16 protein-coding genes are annotated in these 16,211 nt (G+C 67.8%); 9 read left to right on the top strand and 7 right to left on the bottom strand.

What is annotated here, in order from left to right; translation table 11 throughout:
* On the top strand, positions 1 to 380 hold a 380-nt coding region (locus AC5592_RS16670; RefSeq protein ID WP_198163862.1), incomplete at its 5' end, for a hypothetical protein.
* 82 nt (positions 381 to 462) lie between these two features.
* On the opposite strand, the gene AC5592_RS16665 is transcribed toward AC5592_RS16670, so the two are convergent.
* Together AC5592_RS16665 and AC5592_RS16660 are read right to left on the bottom strand one after the other, a co-directional pair.
* Positions 463 to 828 (bottom strand): integrase core domain-containing protein, encoded by a 366-nt coding sequence (locus tag AC5592_RS16665; protein WP_269750193.1) that lies wholly within the window; start codon positions 826 to 828, stop codon positions 463 to 465.
* Positions 829 to 1,094: 266 nt separating this feature from the next.
* Positions 1,095 to 1,433 carry a helix-turn-helix domain-containing protein gene (locus tag AC5592_RS16660; protein WP_232329392.1) on the bottom strand — a complete coding sequence of 113 codons (339 nt, stop codon included), beginning with the start codon at positions 1,431 to 1,433 and terminating at the stop codon, positions 1,095 to 1,097.
* A gap of 90 nt (positions 1,434 to 1,523) precedes the next feature.
* Here AC5592_RS16660 and AC5592_RS16655 point away from each other — a divergent pair, with 90 nt between their 5' ends.
* The 6 genes from AC5592_RS16655 (at position 1,524) to AC5592_RS16630 (ending at position 9,399) form a co-directional block, all read left to right on the top strand.
* Positions 1,524 to 2,693, top strand: a complete 1,170-nt coding sequence (locus AC5592_RS16655) for a winged helix DNA-binding domain-containing protein (protein ID WP_063064757.1) — start codon at positions 1,524 to 1,526, stop codon at positions 2,691 to 2,693.
* A 246-nt stretch (positions 2,694 to 2,939) separates the two neighbouring features.
* A complete protein-coding gene (locus AC5592_RS16650) occupies positions 2,940 to 4,589 on the top strand; it encodes an ABC transporter substrate-binding protein (protein ID WP_063064756.1) in 1,650 nt (549 codons plus the stop codon).
* A gap of 26 nt (positions 4,590 to 4,615) precedes the next feature.
* Positions 4,616 to 5,575 (top strand): ABC transporter permease, encoded by a 960-nt coding sequence (locus tag AC5592_RS16645; RefSeq protein WP_232329391.1) that lies wholly within the window; start codon positions 4,616 to 4,618, stop codon positions 5,573 to 5,575.
* Entirely contained in the window at positions 5,572 to 6,465 is an 894-nt protein-coding gene (locus AC5592_RS16640) for an ABC transporter permease (RefSeq protein WP_063064755.1), read from the top strand. Before AC5592_RS16645 ends, AC5592_RS16640 begins: the two co-directional genes overlap by 4 nt.
* 1 nt (position 6,466) lies before the next feature.
* Positions 6,467 to 8,158, top strand: a complete 1,692-nt coding sequence (locus AC5592_RS16635) for a dipeptide ABC transporter ATP-binding protein (RefSeq protein ID WP_063064754.1) — start codon at positions 6,467 to 6,469, stop codon at positions 8,156 to 8,158.
* Positions 8,155 to 9,399 carry an NtaA/DmoA family FMN-dependent monooxygenase gene (locus tag AC5592_RS16630; RefSeq protein WP_063064753.1) on the top strand — a complete coding sequence of 415 codons (1,245 nt, stop codon included), beginning with the start codon at positions 8,155 to 8,157 and terminating at the stop codon, positions 9,397 to 9,399. Before AC5592_RS16635 ends, AC5592_RS16630 begins: the two co-directional genes overlap by 4 nt.
* 2 nt (positions 9,400 to 9,401) lie before the next feature.
* Here the strand turns inward: AC5592_RS16630 and nadC are convergent, their stop codons facing one another.
* Genes nadC through nadA form a run of 3 tightly spaced genes read right to left on the bottom strand, consistent with a single transcriptional unit; the run spans position 9,402 to position 13,133 of the window.
* Entirely contained in the window at positions 9,402 to 10,262 is an 861-nt protein-coding gene (nadC, locus tag AC5592_RS16625; RefSeq protein WP_063064767.1) for a carboxylating nicotinate-nucleotide diphosphorylase, read from the bottom strand.
* A 28-nt stretch (positions 10,263 to 10,290) separates the two neighbouring features.
* On the bottom strand, positions 10,291 to 12,027 hold the full coding sequence (locus tag AC5592_RS16620) for an L-aspartate oxidase (RefSeq protein WP_063064766.1): 1,737 nt from the start codon (positions 12,025 to 12,027) through the stop codon (positions 10,291 to 10,293).
* A 44-nt stretch (positions 12,028 to 12,071) separates the two neighbouring features.
* The gene (gene nadA, locus AC5592_RS16615; protein ID WP_063064752.1) at positions 12,072 to 13,133 is read right to left on the bottom strand and encodes a quinolinate synthase NadA; all 1,062 of its coding nucleotides are present in this window, start codon (positions 13,131 to 13,133) and stop codon (positions 12,072 to 12,074) included.
* 95 nt (positions 13,134 to 13,228) lie between these two features.
* On the opposite strand from nadA, the gene AC5592_RS16610 reads away from it, so the two are divergent.
* Complete coding sequence (locus AC5592_RS16610; RefSeq protein WP_063064751.1) at positions 13,229 to 14,005, top strand: NUDIX hydrolase; 777 nt, start codon at positions 13,229 to 13,231, stop codon at positions 14,003 to 14,005.
* A gap of 129 nt (positions 14,006 to 14,134) precedes the next feature.
* Positions 14,135 to 14,779 (top strand): DedA family protein, encoded by a 645-nt coding sequence (locus tag AC5592_RS16605; protein WP_036500485.1) that lies wholly within the window; start codon positions 14,135 to 14,137, stop codon positions 14,777 to 14,779.
* A gap of 508 nt (positions 14,780 to 15,287) precedes the next feature.
* Here AC5592_RS16605 and AC5592_RS16600 read toward each other — a convergent pair.
* Positions 15,288 to 15,914 carry a DUF2567 domain-containing protein gene (locus AC5592_RS16600; RefSeq protein WP_063064750.1) on the bottom strand — a complete coding sequence of 209 codons (627 nt, stop codon included), beginning with the start codon at positions 15,912 to 15,914 and terminating at the stop codon, positions 15,288 to 15,290.
* Complete coding sequence (bsaP, locus tag AC5592_RS16595; protein WP_036500577.1) at positions 15,914 to 16,138, bottom strand: biotin synthase auxiliary protein BsaP; 225 nt, start codon at positions 16,136 to 16,138, stop codon at positions 15,914 to 15,916. Before bsaP ends, AC5592_RS16600 begins: the two co-directional genes overlap by 1 nt.
* Positions 16,139 to 16,211 lie beyond the last annotated feature (73 nt).

Here is a 16,211-nt window from a genome sequence, read left to right as displayed (position 1 = left end):
TACGGGATCGATACGAGTCGCAAGACGATCAGCTGATCCACGGCTTCGCCCACGCGTACCGCCTCCTGCGTGAACACCCCGGCCTCCAAGCGGTGCTCCGCCTCAACCCGGACCTGTTGCTGCCCTATCTCATCGCCGACGCAAGCATCGCCCTCGAACTGGGCCGAGTCTTCGTCGAGTCCGCAATGCACCTGACAGACAACGTCCCCCACGAGACGCGTGCACAATTCGCCGAGCAGGTCGCCCGCGCCTTCCACACCCTGATCCTCATCCCCACCAACACCTTCGGCCTCGAACAACCTGACGGTCCCGAGAGCTACGCGCGAGATTTCCTCATCCCCGTCAAGGAACATCTGCTGAACAAGAGATCGCCGCGATAGCCTCCGCGCACCCGACCGACCCCGCATCCCCGCCAGCTGCCGGACACGGGCCGATACACTCTCATGCCGCTTATCGAGCGTTTTATCGCTGGTCACCGCTGGTGTAGGCCGCGTCAGGTGTTCGATCGCCGAGTGCCTGGCGCGGCCTGATCGTGTTGTAGATGACCCGGAATCGGTGGACCTCCATGTCCAGCGCGTCGCCGTCGGTGGTCACGCCACGGAACAGGTGCTCGTATTTCAAGGTGCCGAACCATCTTTCGATCACACCGTTTGGTCTGGGGTGATCGCACTCGGGTGCGGACGTGGCGCAGCAGCGGGTCCGGTCCGGCGAACGCGGTCTTGAACACCTCCCCGCGAAAGCACGGGCCGTTGTCCGACACCACCGCGATCGGCGCAGGCGCCACGCCGAGCACCTCCCCGGCTGGCCCGATAACCTCGGCCAGCCCACGACCGGCACGCAGGTCGTCCACGTCGAGGATCCGCTCGGCCTCGGCGACCGCGAGGCGCAGACAGGCCGGCGCGTCGGCACCGCGGGCCGTCGAGGTCACGGTGACGGCCAGGCAGTACTTCGTCGCGTAGTCGATCACCGCGCAGATCCGCCAGATCCCACCACCGGTCGTTTCGAACTCGCTGAAATCCGTCTGCCAAACCACATTCCGGCGCGTCGGCGGACCGTGGAACACCTTGCGCCGCAGCATCGCCCACGACTTGCGATCAGCACGATAACCACCCGGAACGGACCTGATCCACCAGGGCCGCGCCATGCTGCCAGACCCGCAACTGCACCGTTGCCGCGGCCAGCGCCAGCTTCAACTGTTCGTTCTCCATCCGCAACCGGCGCTGCTCCGGTGGCCCCTGTGCCCCGGCCGGACCACTGGGCACCTCGTCGAGCGCCTTGGTACCGGCTTCGAGGAAAACCTGCTTCCACTTGCCCACCGTACTCACCCCACGCCGCCTCGTCGCCTCCGCTGCGCTCATCTCACCGGCCAGCACCGGCAACACCACTCGCACCTTGTCCTCGACCGGAATCTTCAACCGCCGTGACCTGGCCACCGCGCGTCTCCTTCCTGATCTTGTGCTCGGAGCGTAAACCGAGCAACCCTGCCAAGAAGTTTGACGCTCTAGACAGGCTAGGATTCGACCATGCGTTCGATTACGGTCGCTCAGCGACGCGCGCGGCTGGCGCGGCGGCATCGGCTCGCGTTCGAGGCCCGTGGTACCGACCCTGCCGATATCGCCGAATCGATGGTCGCTCTGCACGCCACCGATCCCGCGACGGTGTACCTGTCGGTGTGCGCCCGCACCCGCGGCCTGGCGCCCACCGACGTGGAGCGCGCCCTCTACGACGATCGGTCGCTGCTGCGGCTGCTGGCGATGCGCCGGACCATGTTCGTCGCGCCGGTCGGTCTGGTTCCCGTGCTGCAGGCCGCGGTGGCCGACGCGCTCGCGGTCAAGCAGCGCCGCAACTACGGGAAGTACCTGGCCCAGGCCGTCGAGGGCGATATCGACGCCTGGCTGGCCGAAGTGGCCGACGAAACCCACCGCGAGTTGCTGGCCCGGGGCAGCGCGACCGGCGCGCAACTGTCGGCCGCCGTGCCCCGGCTGCGCACCCAGGTCGATACCGCGCCCGGCAAGCCGTATTCGAAACCGACCAACATCACCACCTGGGTGCTGCTCATCCTCGGATGCGACGGGCTCATCGTGCGCGGGCGCCCCAACGGCAGCTGGACCAGCAGCCAGTACACCTGGGCGCCCAGGGAGGCATGGCTGCCCGATGCCGCGCCGATCGCGCTCGACGCGGCGCGCGCCGAGCTCGCCCGCCGCTGGCTGCGCGCCTTCGGACCGGCTCCCGTGGACGATCTGGTCTGGTGGACCGGGTGGACGAAAACGGATGTGCGCAAGACACTGTCGAGTCTCGACCTGACGGAAGTCGACCTCGACGGCAGGCCCGGAGTGATCCTGTCCGACGATACGGACCCCGAACCCGAGTCCGGACCGTGGGCGGCGCTGCTGCCCGCCCTGGATCCGACGCCGATGGGCTGGCAGTCGCGCGATTGGTTCCTCGGCCCGCACACCCCGGCCCTGTTCGACACCAACGGCAATATCGGCCCGAGTATCTGGGTGGACGGCCGCATCGTCGGCGGCTGGGCGCAGCGCGCCGACGGTGAAATCGCCTGGCGGCTACTGGAAGACGTCGGCGCCGACGCGAAGGCACTGATCGATGCCGAGGTCGAGCGCACCGCCGCCTGGTACGGCGACGTGCGCGCCATCCCCCGCTTCCGGACTCCGCTGGAACGCGAACTCACCAGCTGAATTCCGGCGGCCCCCGGCTTCGCCGATCATGCCGTGAGGATCGCCATGATTTCGTCCATTGACCCGCCGACGGCGTTTTCCCCGTGCAGGTGGCGGTGGGCGAACGGCATTTTCTCTCGGATATGTAAGTTTTGATTTAGCGACTCTGAAGCAGAACTGTATTGATCGTCCCGCGTGTCCCGATCACGCTGTGCTCGTACGTTTCCCGACGTCATTTGCACCCATTCTCGATCGATCAAGGTTCTCATGTCACATGAACTCGCACGGCGACGCTTTCTCGGGCTCGGCGCCGCACTGACCGGCGCGGGGTTTCTTGCTGCGTGTGGTAGTCCCGCGACACCCGGCACTTCGGCGCGCGCGTTGCCCGCGCCGAAAAACGCCGCGCCGATATCGGGCGGGCGAATCACCTACCTCAACGAGAAACTGATCGACGGATATCAGCAACAGGCCACCGGGTCGTGGCATGTGGCGCAGGTGTGGAATCAGATCGTCGAGCGGCTGTTCTACTACGACGCCGCGGGTCGATTCCAGCCCCATCTCGCCACCGGATTCACCCAGAACGACGCCCGCACCGAATTCGGGCTGACAATTCGGAAAGGCGTGACATTCTCCAACGGCGAGCGGCTCGACGCGGCGGCGGTGGCCGCCAATCTGAACCTGCTCGGCAAAGGCGACAAGGGGCGCGGAATCGTCCGCGCGGCATATTTTCCGACCAGCTACGACAAGGCCGAGGCCGTCGGTGAATACGAGGTCCGGATCCGGCTGAGCCAACCGTTCGGCGATTTCATCCAGAAACTGGCCGCCTGGACGACGGTCGGCATGGTGGCGCCGGCGACCGTCGACGCGAGTCTGCGCGACCAGTCCGATCTGAGCAAGATCTACGGCACCGGACCGTTCGTGGTCGAATCCTGGCTGCCCAGTAAGGAAGTCGTGCTGCGCCGCCGCGAGGACTACTCCTGGCCGCGCGGCGACGCCAGGCACGACGGCCCGGCACGGCTGGAGCGGGTGACCGTACAACAGGTGATCGAACCGTCGTTGCGCGCCGGATCGCTCGAATCCGGGCAGGTCGACATCATCCACTACGTGCAGCCCGCCGAGGAGCCGTTCGTGGCCGACGGATTCCAGCTGATCGCGCCGACGTTCTTCGGCAGCGTCTGGGGACTGCAGCTACGCCTGACCGCGCCGCACCTCGACGACGTCCGCGTCCGCAAGGCACTCACGCACGGCATCGATCGGCGCGAAATCCTGACGACCAACTACCGCAGCGGCGCATGGACCGAGGCGAAGTCGACGTTCAACGACATCGTCCCCGGCACCCTGGATCTGCGCGACACGTTCGCCTACGACCGCGAGCTCGCGAACCGCCTGCTCGACGAGGCCGGTTGGACCGATCGGGACCGCGACGGATACCGCGTCAGGGACGGTGAGCAGCTGAGCTTCCTGATCTATCCCTCGGTCTACATCACGACCTCCCAGGCGGACCTGCAACTGATCGCGCAGCAGTGGAAGAAGATCGGGGTGCGGCTCGAGATCAAAGGCACCGACTTCTCGACCTACAACGCCGTCACCGCGCAGCCGAATGTGCCGCTGTACGAAAACCATTGGCTGGCGGGAAGTCCGACGGAGATGTGGCGATGGTGGCACAGCTCGCAAGGTAATCAGTTCAAGAAGCCCGGTGCCGCGCTGGACGCGTTGCTCGACGCGCTGGTGCAGGCGAAGTCCGATCAGGCCCGGATCGAGGCGTCGGAAGCGGTGCAGCGGTATGTCATCGACAACGCCTACTACATCCCGGTGCACGAGTTCCGCCAAACCTGGGGCGCTGCGGATCGCCTGCGCGATCTGAGTGTGGACGGGCTCGGGCTCATCAGCTTCTACGACGCGTGGCTCGACGTATGACCGGCCCGGAATCGAGGCAGTGAGAAATGAAGCAGTTGTCGCATTATCCGCGATATGTGGCATCCCGGATCGCGCAGGCCGCCGTGACGGTCGTCCTCGTCTACATCATCGTGTTCGTGATCGTGACCGTATTGCCGGGCGATCCGGTCGCCAACCGGCTGAGCAATCCCGAATACGGCTACTCCAAGGACCAGATCAGGGAGATGCTGGTCTATTTCAAATTGGACCGGCCGATCTGGGAGCAACTTCAGGTTGCGCTCGTCCGACTGGCGCACGGTGACCTGGGGTTGTCCTATGCCTCGAATCTGCCGGTGTCGACGGTGCTGTGGTCGGGCATTCCGTCCACGCTGAAATTGGCGGGTACGGCCTTCGTCTTCGCGGTGGTCCTCGCCTTCGCAATCGCGGTGAGTGCGTTCTTCCTTCCGGACCGGTTCGGCGGCGGCCTGCTGCGGGCCCTCCCGTCGCTGTTTCTGTCGGTGCCGAACTTCCTGATCGGTCTGGTCATCATCGATGTGCTGTCGTTCCAGCTCGGATTGTTCACGCTCACCGATTTCCGCAGCGCCGGGGCGCTCGTCTATCCCGCTGCCACGCTGGCGATTCCGACGTCGGCGCCGATAGCGCAGGTCCTCATCAGCGCCCTGGACAGCGCGCGTGCGCAGCCCTACGCCACGGTCGCGATCTCCAAGGGCATCGGCCGGTCCGGTCTGCTCTCCCGGCACCTGCTACCCAATGCCGCACTGCCGACGACGACCATCGCGGCGATCATCGTCGGTGAGCTGCTCGGTGGCTCGATCATCACCGAGGCGATCTTCGGCCGCACCGGAGTGGGGAGTGTGATCGAGAGGGCGGTCACCGAACAGGATGTGCCGGTCCTGCAGGCGGCGGTGGTGCTGGCCGCGATCGTCTTCCTCACCATCAATCTCGTGGTGGACCTGATCTACCCCGCGCTCGATCCCCGACTGCGCCCGACGGAGGCACGCCGATGACGACCACGACCGATGCGGCCGCCGAAATCGACAAGGAGCGGCCGGACGTCGTCGCGACTCTCGCGGTCACGCGCTCCCGCCGGCGGCCGGCGATGCCCGGACTGCGCGACCTCGCGACCGTCGCCGCGGTGCTCGTCGTCGCCGTGCTCACGGCCTGGGCGATCGCCCCGGGCCTGTTCACCAGCCAGGATCCGTACGCCGGCCTGACCGCGGACAACTTCCGGCCACCGTCATGGGATCACCTGTTCGGCACGGACCAGTTCGGCCGCGACATCCTCGCGCGGGTCGTGTTCGGCACGCGGACGGCGGTGCTGACCGCGCTGCTGGCCGTGGGCATCGGCCTGGTCGCCGGCAGCGCGGTGGGTCTGATCGCGGGCTTCTCCGGGCGGGTGGCCGACGCGATACTCGGCCGGCTGATCGACGCATTGCTGGCCATTCCCGGCTTTCTGCTGGCCGTCGTGGTGGTGGTGTCACTGGGTTTCGCCAGTGTGAACGCGGCTGTGGCGGTGGGCATTTCGTCGGTGGCCGTCTTCGCGCGCCTGATCCGGTCGGAGACGCTGCGGGTGAAGAACACGGCGTTCATCGAGTCCTCGCGCCTCATCGGTGGCGGAAAGATCGTCGTCCTGTTTCGCCACGTGCTGCCGAATGTGTACCGGTCGGTGCTTTCGCTGGCGGTTCTGCAGTTCGGTCTGGCCGTCATCAACATCTCCGCGCTGGCATTTCTCGGGTACGGCAATCCACCGCCGAGCCCGGACTGGGGCCTGCTGGTGGCCGACGGCAAAGACTTCTTCTATCGCTACCCGTGGTTCGTCTACGGCCCGGGCCTGGTGATCGTGCTGTCGGTGCTCTCGCTGGGCCAGTTGAGCAAACTCATCGGCAGGAACAGGTGACATGACCGCTACGACAACAGATCTCGTATCCGCGGCGGGCCGGGCGGCGCCCGTCGCGCCGCTGCTCGCCGTGCGTGACCTCGCTGTCGCCTACGACGGCGACCTCTCCGCACCCACGGTGTCCGGAGTGTCGTTCGACGTTGCCGCCGGCGCGGCGGTGGCGATCGTCGGTGAGTCCGGCTCCGGGAAGTCGACGGTGGTCAATGCCATTCTGCGACTGCTCGATCACGGCGTAGCGGTCGGAGGTCGCGCCGAGTTCGGCGGTAGGGATGTATTGCGGCTGCCCGAACGCGAATTCCGCCACATCCGTGGCCGCCGCATCGGTTTCGTGCCCCAGGACCCGACCTCCTCGCTCGATCCGGTGCGCCGCATCGACCGGCAGATCTTCGAGGCGTTCCGCGCCTCCGGCCTGCCCGAGTACGCCCGCCGGTCGCGGCTGCACGCCCAGGCGGCCGAACTGCTGGACTCGGTGGGAATCGCCCAGCCGGAGCGCACGCTGCGGTCCTATCCCCATCAGCTCTCCGGCGGACAGCTGCAACGGGTACTGATCGCGATCGCGATTTCGCAGCACCCGGAGCTGATCATCGCCGACGAACCGACCTCCGCGCTGGACGTGACCATTCAGAAGACCATTCTGGACCTGATCGACCGGCTGCGAGCCGAGCGTGGGCTCTCGGTGCTGCTGATCACCCACGATCTCTCGCTGGCCGCCGAGCGGGCGGATCGGGTCGTGGTGCTGAACTCGGGCCGGGTGGCCGAATCGGGCCCGTCCTCGGCGGTACTGCGGGAGCCGGAATCCGGTTACGCCCGCGAGCTGATCGCGGACATCCCGAGCCTCGATCCCGACCGCTTCGCCGCCGCGAAAGCCCTGCGCGCCCGGCCCGGCGGCGAGCCGGTGCTGACGGTCGCCGATGTCCACAAGACATTCCGGATCGGCAGGCACCGGACGGAGGCGCTGAAGGGCGTGAGCTTCGATATCCCGGCGGGCCGCACACACGCTCTGGTCGGCGAATCCGGTTCGGGGAAATCCACCCTCGCCCGGGTCGTACTGCGGCTGACGGAGCCGGACCGGGGGCGCGTGCTCGTGGCCGGCCGCGACATCTCGCATCTGGGCCGCCGCGAACTGCGTGTGGCACGGCAGAACCTGCAACTCGTGTATCAGAACCCTTTCCAGTCGCTGGACCCGACGTACACGGTCGCGCAGTTGGTGGCCGAACCGCTGATCCGCTACCGCTGGGGTTCGCGAGCACAGCGCCGGGCACGGGTGATCGAGGTCCTGGATCTGGTAGGTCTCGACGAATCGTCGCTCACCCGCGGTATCCGGCGGCTCTCCGGGGGCCAGCGCCAGCGCGTGGCCATCGCGCGGGCGCTGAGCCTGAGCCCGAAACTCCTGGTGCTCGACGAGCCGACCTCGGCGCTGGATGTGACCGTGCAGGCACAGATCCTGCAGGTTCTGGTCGATCTGCAGGTGAAGGTGGGCGTGAGTTACCTGTTCATCTCCCACGATCTGAGCGTGGTGCGACAGCTCGCCGATACGGTGACCGTGCTGCGCCGCGGCGAAGTGCAGGAGCAGGGCGCCACCGCGGACGTGTTCTCGACCCCCGCCGGCGAGTACACCCGGCGATTGGTGGAGTCGATCCCGAAACCGCCGGGACACACCGTGATTCAGCCGATTTCCGGAGGCCGCTCGTGAGCCGTTATCTGCATTTCACCGTCAACCTGATCCCGGGACCGTTGCAGGCATCCGACGGTTCGCATCCCTTTATCGACATCGACGACTTCGTCCGCTCGGCGCAACTGGCCGAGCGGGTGCGGCTCGACTCGGTGTTCTTCGCCGACTCGCAGGGAATAGGGCCGGACGGAAGGAGTTTCGCGTATCTGGACCCGCTGGTGACGCTGCCCGCGCTGGCTCGGGAGACCGAGCGAATCGGCCTCGTCGCGACGGTGTCGACCACCTACACCACACCGTACGCGCTGGCGCGGGCAATCCTGTCCCTGGATCACATCTCCCACGGTCGTGCGGGCTGGAACGTCATCACCACGATGGAGCCGACCGTCGCCCGCAACTTCGGCCTCACCGAGCCACCGCCACGTGCCGAACGCTACCGGCGCGCACAGGAATTCGCGGAGGTGGTCGAGAAGCTCTGGGCATCGTGGGAAGACGACGTCACCGCCACATGGGATCTGCGCAATCTGCGGCGTGCGTCGATCGACCATCGCGGCGAATTCTTCTCCGTCGCCGGGCCGTTGCAGCTTCCCCGGTCGCGGCAGGGTAAGCCGGTGATCTTCCAGGCCGGTGGGTCCGACGACGGCATCGACACCGCGGCCCGCTTCGCCGACGCGGTCTTCTCGGTCGGAGTCGACGAGGAAGCGTCGCGAACCTACCGCGAGCGGCTGAACAAGGAGGCCCGGAGCCGGCGCGGCGATTCGGCGGGCGTCCTCGTCCTGCCCGGCATCTTTCTCACCGTCGGCAGTACGGACGCCGAGGTACGGCGGCTGTTGCACGAGGCGGAACAGGCGCTGGAGGACTCGGAAACGGTGCACCGCTTCCTCTCCCGGTTCGACCTGGATCCGGCGGCGGTGAACCTCGACGGCCCGGTGCCGCCGGAGGTCGCGGTCACCGACAGCACCCGCTCGATCGGATTCGCCCAGGGCGGCGTGGATTTGGCACGCCGCCATCCGGATCTGACACTGCGCCGATTCATCGTGCTGGGTGGCGGCGGGCATCGGCGGATCTTCGGAACCCCGGAGTCGATCACCGACGAACTGATCGGCTGGGCCGAGCGCGGCGCCGCCGACGGGTTCACGGTGTTCGTCGAATCGCTGCCGCAGTTCGCCGAACACATCGTTCCGCGGCTCTGGGAGCGCGGCGTCCATCGCCGCGAATACACCGGCACCACGCTCCGTGACCATTTCGGCCAGAACGACGGCTGACCCTACATATCCAGGCCCAGGTCCAGCACCCGCACCGAATGGGTGAGGGCGCCGACCGCGAGGTAGTCGACTCCGGTGCGCGCGTAGTCGGCGGCGGCCTCGAGGGAGAGCCCGCCGGAGGATTCGAGTTTCGTGCGCGGCGAGCGGCTGTTGCGGCGCTGGACGGCGGCCTGGGTGGCCCACAGCGGGAAGTTGTCCAGCAGTACCAGTTCCACGTCTTCGGCGAGGACGGCGTCGAGCTGGTCGAGGCTGTCCACCTCGACCTCACATTCGATGTCGGGTTTCAGTTCGCGCACCGCGCGCAATGCGGCGACCACCGATCCGGCGGCCACGACGTGGTTGTCCTTGATCAGGGCGGCGTCGCCGAGGCCCATGCGATGGTTCACACCACCGCCGACACGCACCGAATACTTCTGCAGCGCACGCAGACCCGGCAGCGTTTTACGGCTGTCGCGGATCCGGCAGTTCGTGCCCTCGACCGCGTCCACCCAGGCGGCGGTGGCGGTGGCGATTCCGGACATGTGGGTGACCAGATTGAGCATGGTGCGTTCGGCGGTGAGCAGCTGCCGGGTCGGCGCGACGACGGTCAGCACCGCGTCGCCGGGGCCGACCCGGGTGCCGTCGGCGACGCGATCGGTCACCTCGTAGTTTCCGGCGCCGATCACCTCGTCGAGCACCAGCAGCCCGACATCGATGCCCGCGACCGTGCCCGGCTGCCGCGAGACCATCGCGGCCTTGACGGTCGCCTCGGCGGGAACGGTTGCCGCCGAGGTGATGTCGGGCCCATAGCGCAGATCCTCGTCGAGGGCCGTGCGGATCAGGGTGCGCAGTTCCCCGGGGTCGAGTTGCGGGTCCAGTGCCATCATCTACTCCTCGGCATGTGCGTGGGGGTCATCGGGCGCTCACCGCCGGCAGGGGGTCGGCGGTGGTGAGTGGATCGGCGACGACCTGCGGGCGGCCGTCGTCGCCGAGCCGGATCGCGACGCTGCGCCGCAACTCATCTCGTGGATCGGGATAATCGGATCGGGTGTGGCAGCCGCGGCTTTCGGCGCGGGCGGTGGCCGCGAGGAGCAGGGTCCGCGCCGCCAGTGTCAGGGCGGCGTCCTCCACCGCGGCCAGCACTCCGGCCTGTTCGCCGTGCAGCCGCGAAACCGCCTGCGGCGAGGGCATTTCCGCCGGCGCGGCATCGGAATTCGCCTGCCCGGGCGCCGATGTCGTACCGGTATCCGTTTGTGCCGCAGCGTCTTCCGGCGCATCCGCGGTCCCGGGCTTCGCCGTGCCGCTGCCCCGCAGATGCAGTACGCGCAGCATCGCCCCGCGCAGCCCGTCACCGTCGCGCACCACGGCGGCATGTGCCGACATCAACTGCTGCAGCGCGGTGCGATCGATACGCGGCAGCGACATCTCCGGCACCGACGTCACCTCCGGGGCGGAAGCGACCCGCTCGGCCGCGGCGGCCCCCGCCCGCTCGCCGACGACCAAACCCTCGAGCAGGCTGTTCGATGCCAGCCGGTTCGCGCCGTGCAGACCGGTGCGCGCCACCTCACCGGCCGCGTACAGGCCGGGGACGGCGGTGCGCCCGTGCGTATCGGTGACGACGCCGCCGCACTGGAAGTGCGCGGCCGGCGCGACCGGGATCAGATCGGTGCGTGGATCCAGGCCCGCCGCTCGGCACGAGGTCGTGATCGTCGGAAACCGTTGTGCGAAACCGTCGATCGCGCGGGCGTCGAGATACACGTGATCGGTGCCGAGCTGTCGCATCCGGGCGGCGATGGCCTTGGAGACGATATCGCGCGGCGCCAGATCGCCCCGCGGATCGACACCGGCGGTCACCGAATCACCGTTCGAGTCGACCAGTACCGCGCCCTCCCCGCGCACCGCCTCGCTGATCAGCGGCCGCCTGCCCAGCCCGCCGGGGCTGAACAGCACGGTGGGGTGAAACTGCACGAATTCCAGATCGGCGACGAGCGCACCGGCCCGCAGCGCCAGCGCGATGCCGTCGGCCGTGGCCCCGGGCGGGTTGGTGCTGCAGGCGTAGAGCTGTCCGAGGCCGCCGGTGGCCAGCAGGACGGCCGGGGCGTGGACGACCCCGAAACCCTGATCCGACACCACGATCACACCGCGTACCCCGTCGGGCCCGGTGACGATGTCGAGGGCGGCGGTGCCGAACAGCACCGGCAGTCCGGCGGCGTTCAGCGCGCGCTGCACCTCGGCGCCGGTGGCGTCACCACCGGCGTGGATGATGCGGCGCGTGCTGTGCCCACCCTCGCGGGTGCGCGACACCTGACCGTCGCGGCCGAGGTCGAAGACCGCGCCCAGATCGGTCAGCGCCGCGACGGCATCCCGGCCGCCCGACACGATGGAGCGCACCGCCTGCGCGTCGCACAGTCCGGCTCCGGCGTCGACGGTGTCGGCGACATGCGAGTCGACGGTGTCGCCGTCCGGCGCGACCACCGCGATCCCACCCTGTGCGTATTGCGTGGAGGTATCCGTCGGGCCACCCTTGCTCAGGGTCAGGACCCGCAACCCCCGCAGCGAGGCGGTGCGGGCCGCGGTCAAACCCGCGACACCACCACCGATCACCACCAGATCAGCTTCGGCTTCCCAGCCGATCGAAGGCGTCATCATCATCGATCGAACCTTTCCGGCCCGCCCGCAGGCGGGTGCCGGTGCTATTCGCCGCCGCCGGGATTGCCGATGGCGATCATGCGCTGCACCGAATTGCGTGCCAGCGCTGCGGTTTCCGGCTCGACGTGCACCTCGTCGAGTTCGTCGGTCAGGCAGCGCAGCAGCGCGGCCGGCGTGATCATCTTCATATACTTGCAGGACGCGCGATCGTTGACGGCCTGGAAGTCGATGCCGGGGGCGGCCTTGCGCAGCTGATGCAGCATGCCGACCTCGGTGGCGACGAGGACCTGGTTGGACTGCGCGGCCTTCGCGGCGTCGATCATGCCGCCGGTGGACAGGATGTGGACCCGGTCGGCCGGGAACGCCCCCTCCCCCGCGAGGTACAGAGCCGAGGTGGCGCACCCGCATTCGGGATGTACGAACAGCTCGGCATCGGGATGGGTGCGGGCCTGTTCGGTCAGTTCGTCGCCGTTGATGCCTGCGTGCACGTGGCATTCACCGGCCCAGATGTGCATGTTCTGCCGACCGGTCACCCGCTTCACGTGGGCGCCGAGGAACTGGTCGGGCAGGAACAGCACCTCGCGGTCGGGATCGATGGAGGCGACCACGTCGACGGCATTGGACGAGGTGCAGCAGATGTCGGTCAGCGCCTTCACCGCGGCGGTGGTGTTCACATACGACACCACGAGGGCGCCGGGATGTTCGGCCTTCCACGCGCGCAGGTCGTCGGCGGTGATGGAGTCGGCCAGCGAGCAGCCCGCGCGCTGGTCCGGAATCAGCACGGTCTTGTCCGGGCTGAGGATCTTCGCGGTCTCGGCCATGAAGTGCACACCGCAGAACACGATGGTGTCCTCGGGCGCCTCGGCGGCGATCCGCGACAGGGCCAGGGAATCGCCGACGTGATCGGCCACATCCTGGATCTCGGGTAGCTGGTAGTTGTGCGCCAGGATGGTGGCGTTGCGCTCGCGCGCCAGCCGCTTGATCTCCTGCGCCCACTCCGGTGTGGCCTCGACTCCGCCGAACCCGGCCGGACCGTCGATGACCTGCGCTGCGAATGCCCGCGTCGTCGGACCAGTGGTCGCTGTCGTCAGACTCGTTGACGCCATGGCATGGCTCCTTCCTCATGCGCGCGGCACTCGCGCCACGCGCATCACCCCGGGCCGATTCGCTTCAACCCGGTTTTCGACTTACAATCGAAAACGTGGCCCATAGTAGCACCATTCACGAATCGCTCACCGCGGTGTTCCAGGTTCGTCGCTTCATGGACACCGTCACCGCAGGTCCAGAGGGTGATCACTCGGTGATCGCGAGCGAACCGGTGGATCCGCAGAGTCCGCGCGGCAATCACGGCCTCCGCACCGAACTCGGGGTGCTGCTGTGGCAGCGGGCGATGGAACCCCAGACCGGCACCTGGTCGCTGCCCGGCGGCCGGCTGCGCGACGACGAGGATCTCGACACCTCCGCCCGCCGTCAGCTGGCCGAGAAGGTCGATGTACGTGAGCTGTGGCACATCGAGCAGCTGTCGGTCTTCAGCGATCCACATCGTGTGCCCGGGGTACGCCGCATCGCCTCGGCCTATCTGGGACTGGTGCCACTGACCGCGGATCCGCAACTGCCCGCCGACACCCGCTGGCATCCGGTGTCGGCCCTGCCGAACATGTCGTTCGACCACGGCACCGTCGTCCACCACGCCCGCACCCGGCTGGCGGCGAAGCTGTCCTACACCAATATCGCCTTCGCCCTGGCGCCTTCGTCGTTCACCATGTCGACGTTGCGCGAAATCTATTGCACCGCACTCGGTTACGACGTCGACACCACGAACCTGCAACGAGTGTTGAGCCGCCGCAAGGTGATCACGCCGACCGGGGAGACCGCCGCGCCGGGAAAGTCGGGCGGACGGCCCGCGGCGGTCTATCGGTTCACCGACGACGAGATCCGCGTGACCGACGAATTCGCGGCGTTGCGGCCCCCGGGGTGAGCGGCTCGCGCGGTGTGTTCCGGGCTGTGCGTGATGGGGTCCGCTTCCACCGGTTCGTGAGCCGGCGGCCAGTGGCCGCTGCTCGGGACGGGCGGACGCCCGCGGTCCGCGCACGGTAGCGTCGGCGGAATGGAATCGCTGATGCACCGGATTCTCGATATCGCGCCGGTGTGGATCTACCTGACGGTCGGTCTGCTCGTTTTCGCCGAGGACGCGATCTTCGTCGGCTTCGTGATTCCGGGCGAGACGGCGGCCGTTCTCGGCGGTGTCGCCGCCAGCCAGGGCCATGTCCTGCTGTGGGCGATGATCCTGCTGGTGGTGGCCGCCGCGATCATCGGCGACTCGGTGGGCTACGAGGTGGGCAAACATTTCGGCAGCCGCCTGCTCGCCGCCTCCTACCTGGACAAACACCGCGGCCGCCTGGACAACGCTCAGGACTTTCTCGCCCGCCGCGGCGGCTGGGCCGTCTTCCTCGGCCGCTTCACCGCCTTCTTCCGCGCGGTGATGCCGGCCCTGGTCGGCGCCTCCCGTATGCCCTACCCGAAGTTCCTTTCGTTCAACGCCATCGGCGGCATCGTCTGGGGAACGACCTTCGTGGTCCTCGGCTACGTCGCCGGCAATTCCTACGAGAAGGTCGCGAAAACCGTCGGCCGCGATATGGCGATCGCGGTCGTGGTGATCGTCGTCCTGGCGCTGATCGTGTGGAAGCTGCGCGAACGGCGCCAGGAGAAGAAGATCGAATCCGAATATCACGCCACCCACGACGGACGGTGAATCTCTACCCCCGCCGATTCATCCCCGCCGATTTACTCCGGCCGATTCACCACTGGCGATCCCGATGCTTGACCGTGCGCCGATAGGTGCGCTTGTTCGCCACCGGCTGCGCCGCAGCCGATCTGCGAAGTTCGTGCCGCCGCCGCCACGCACCGAGATCGGGCCGCTCACTCGGTTCGATTGCCGCACAATCACTTTCCGATCGCGCTCGCACTCCTGCCATTCCTACACCTCCCCTCCTGACCGATCCGGCGCAACGGTAACGAGCGTGAGCCCGGATCGCCATCGAATAAATGGCGATCCGGGGTTCGAGGACGGTCATCCACACGGGGGGGCCGATACGCCATCTGCGACAGGCGTTCCCGCCACTCGATGCCAGCCGATCGAGCAGGGCACTTCGGTTCAGCAGACGGTGACGGAACACCACAGCGTGCAGACCGGCTTGCTACCGGCTAGGGCAGCGCACCACGGTATTGTCCAGTGGCGCAACGCCCGCGGCGCGAACGACTCAGCGTTGTGAGTCGGCGTTCTGATACGACCCGGGCCGATGGTAGGGCCCGTAAGTCACCTCGGACAGCGGGGTATGCGGTGCGGGTTCCGGCGGTTCACCGCGTCCGCTTCCCAGGTCCTCGGAGGTGCTCAGCGCCGAGAGCAGGAGCACGACCAGGCCGGCGACCAGCGGTTGCAGCAGCAGCGCGGTCCAGCCTTCGACGGTGGGCGCGAGCTCCACGACGGTGTGCACGGGCGGGTTGTGGGAGCGGGGGTGGATCCAGCGCGCGACCTGTTCGCCGAACCACGACATCACCCAGGCTCCGGCCAGCGAACCGATCAGCAGACTCACCAACATGATCGGCCCGCGGATCGCGCGCCGGCGCCACACCGCGGCGGCACTCAGCAGTCCGGTCACCAGGCCGACGCAGGCGAAGATCGCCACCGCGTCGAAGCGATGCGCGCTTTCCCCGGTGAGCGCCATACCGCTACCGGGTTCGACGACGAAGACCTTCTCGGTCGGTGCGAGCATGGCCCACACTCCGCCGCCGATGACGCTGACCACCAGCACCGCCGCGACGATCCACAGCGCCGCGCGCAGCTCGCGCGGTGCGGGAGAGGCTGCGGCGGCGCCGCGGGAGGTCATCAGCGATGGTCCAGGCTGTGGGAATCGATCACCCCGTGCCGTGAGCATTTCGCCCACCAGCCGTCCGGACTCACCTGCACGATCATCCGGCGGCCGCACTGCTCGCAGAAGCGCGGCGGTTCCAGGCCCAGGGCCGCGGCCGCCGGCACCGGATCGTCGAGGCCCACGACGATCCGCTTCCCGGTGTACGGGTTGTAGCGCTCTTGCATATCAGGCTGTGGCATCTGGACCACCATTCGCGAAACCCCTCATGAAGTGCAGCTCTCCAGCTGCTCGACAATACCCGAACCGCCGCGG

The sequence above is a fragment of the Nocardia violaceofusca NBRC 14427 genome (assembly GCF_963869435.1).
Taxonomy (GTDB): domain Bacteria; phylum Actinomycetota; class Actinomycetes; order Mycobacteriales; family Mycobacteriaceae; genus Nocardia; species Nocardia aobensis.
This window is presented reverse-complemented; position numbering and strand designations above follow the sequence as displayed.

Excerpts from the sequence above, each read along its gene's own strand:
- AC5592_RS16600 (WP_063064750.1), bottom strand. The coding sequence starts at position 15,914 with ATGACCTCCCGCGGCGCCGCCGCAGCCTCTCCCGCACCGCGCGAGCTG.
- AC5592_RS16620 (WP_063064766.1), bottom strand. The coding sequence starts at position 12,027 with ATGATGACGCCTTCGATCGGCTGGGAAGCCGAAGCTGATCTGGTGGTG.
- AC5592_RS16645 (WP_232329391.1), top strand. The coding sequence starts at position 4,616 with ATGAAGCAGTTGTCGCATTATCCGCGATATGTGGCATCCCGGATCGCG.
- AC5592_RS16635 (WP_063064754.1), top strand. The coding sequence starts at position 6,467 with ATGACCGCTACGACAACAGATCTCGTATCCGCGGCGGGCCGGGCGGCG.
- bsaP (WP_036500577.1), bottom strand. The coding sequence starts at position 16,138 with ATGCCACAGCCTGATATGCAAGAGCGCTACAACCCGTACACCGGGAAG.
- AC5592_RS16655 (WP_063064757.1), top strand. The coding sequence starts at position 1,524 with ATGCGTTCGATTACGGTCGCTCAGCGACGCGCGCGGCTGGCGCGGCGG.
- AC5592_RS16650 (WP_063064756.1), top strand. The coding sequence starts at position 2,940 with ATGTCACATGAACTCGCACGGCGACGCTTTCTCGGGCTCGGCGCCGCA.
- AC5592_RS16605 (WP_036500485.1), top strand. The coding sequence starts at position 14,135 with ATGGAATCGCTGATGCACCGGATTCTCGATATCGCGCCGGTGTGGATC.
- nadA (WP_063064752.1), bottom strand. The coding sequence starts at position 13,133 with ATGGCGTCAACGAGTCTGACGACAGCGACCACTGGTCCGACGACGCGG.
- AC5592_RS16640 (WP_063064755.1), top strand. The coding sequence starts at position 5,572 with ATGACGACCACGACCGATGCGGCCGCCGAAATCGACAAGGAGCGGCCG.
- nadC (WP_063064767.1), bottom strand. The coding sequence starts at position 10,262 with ATGGCACTGGACCCGCAACTCGACCCCGGGGAACTGCGCACCCTGATC.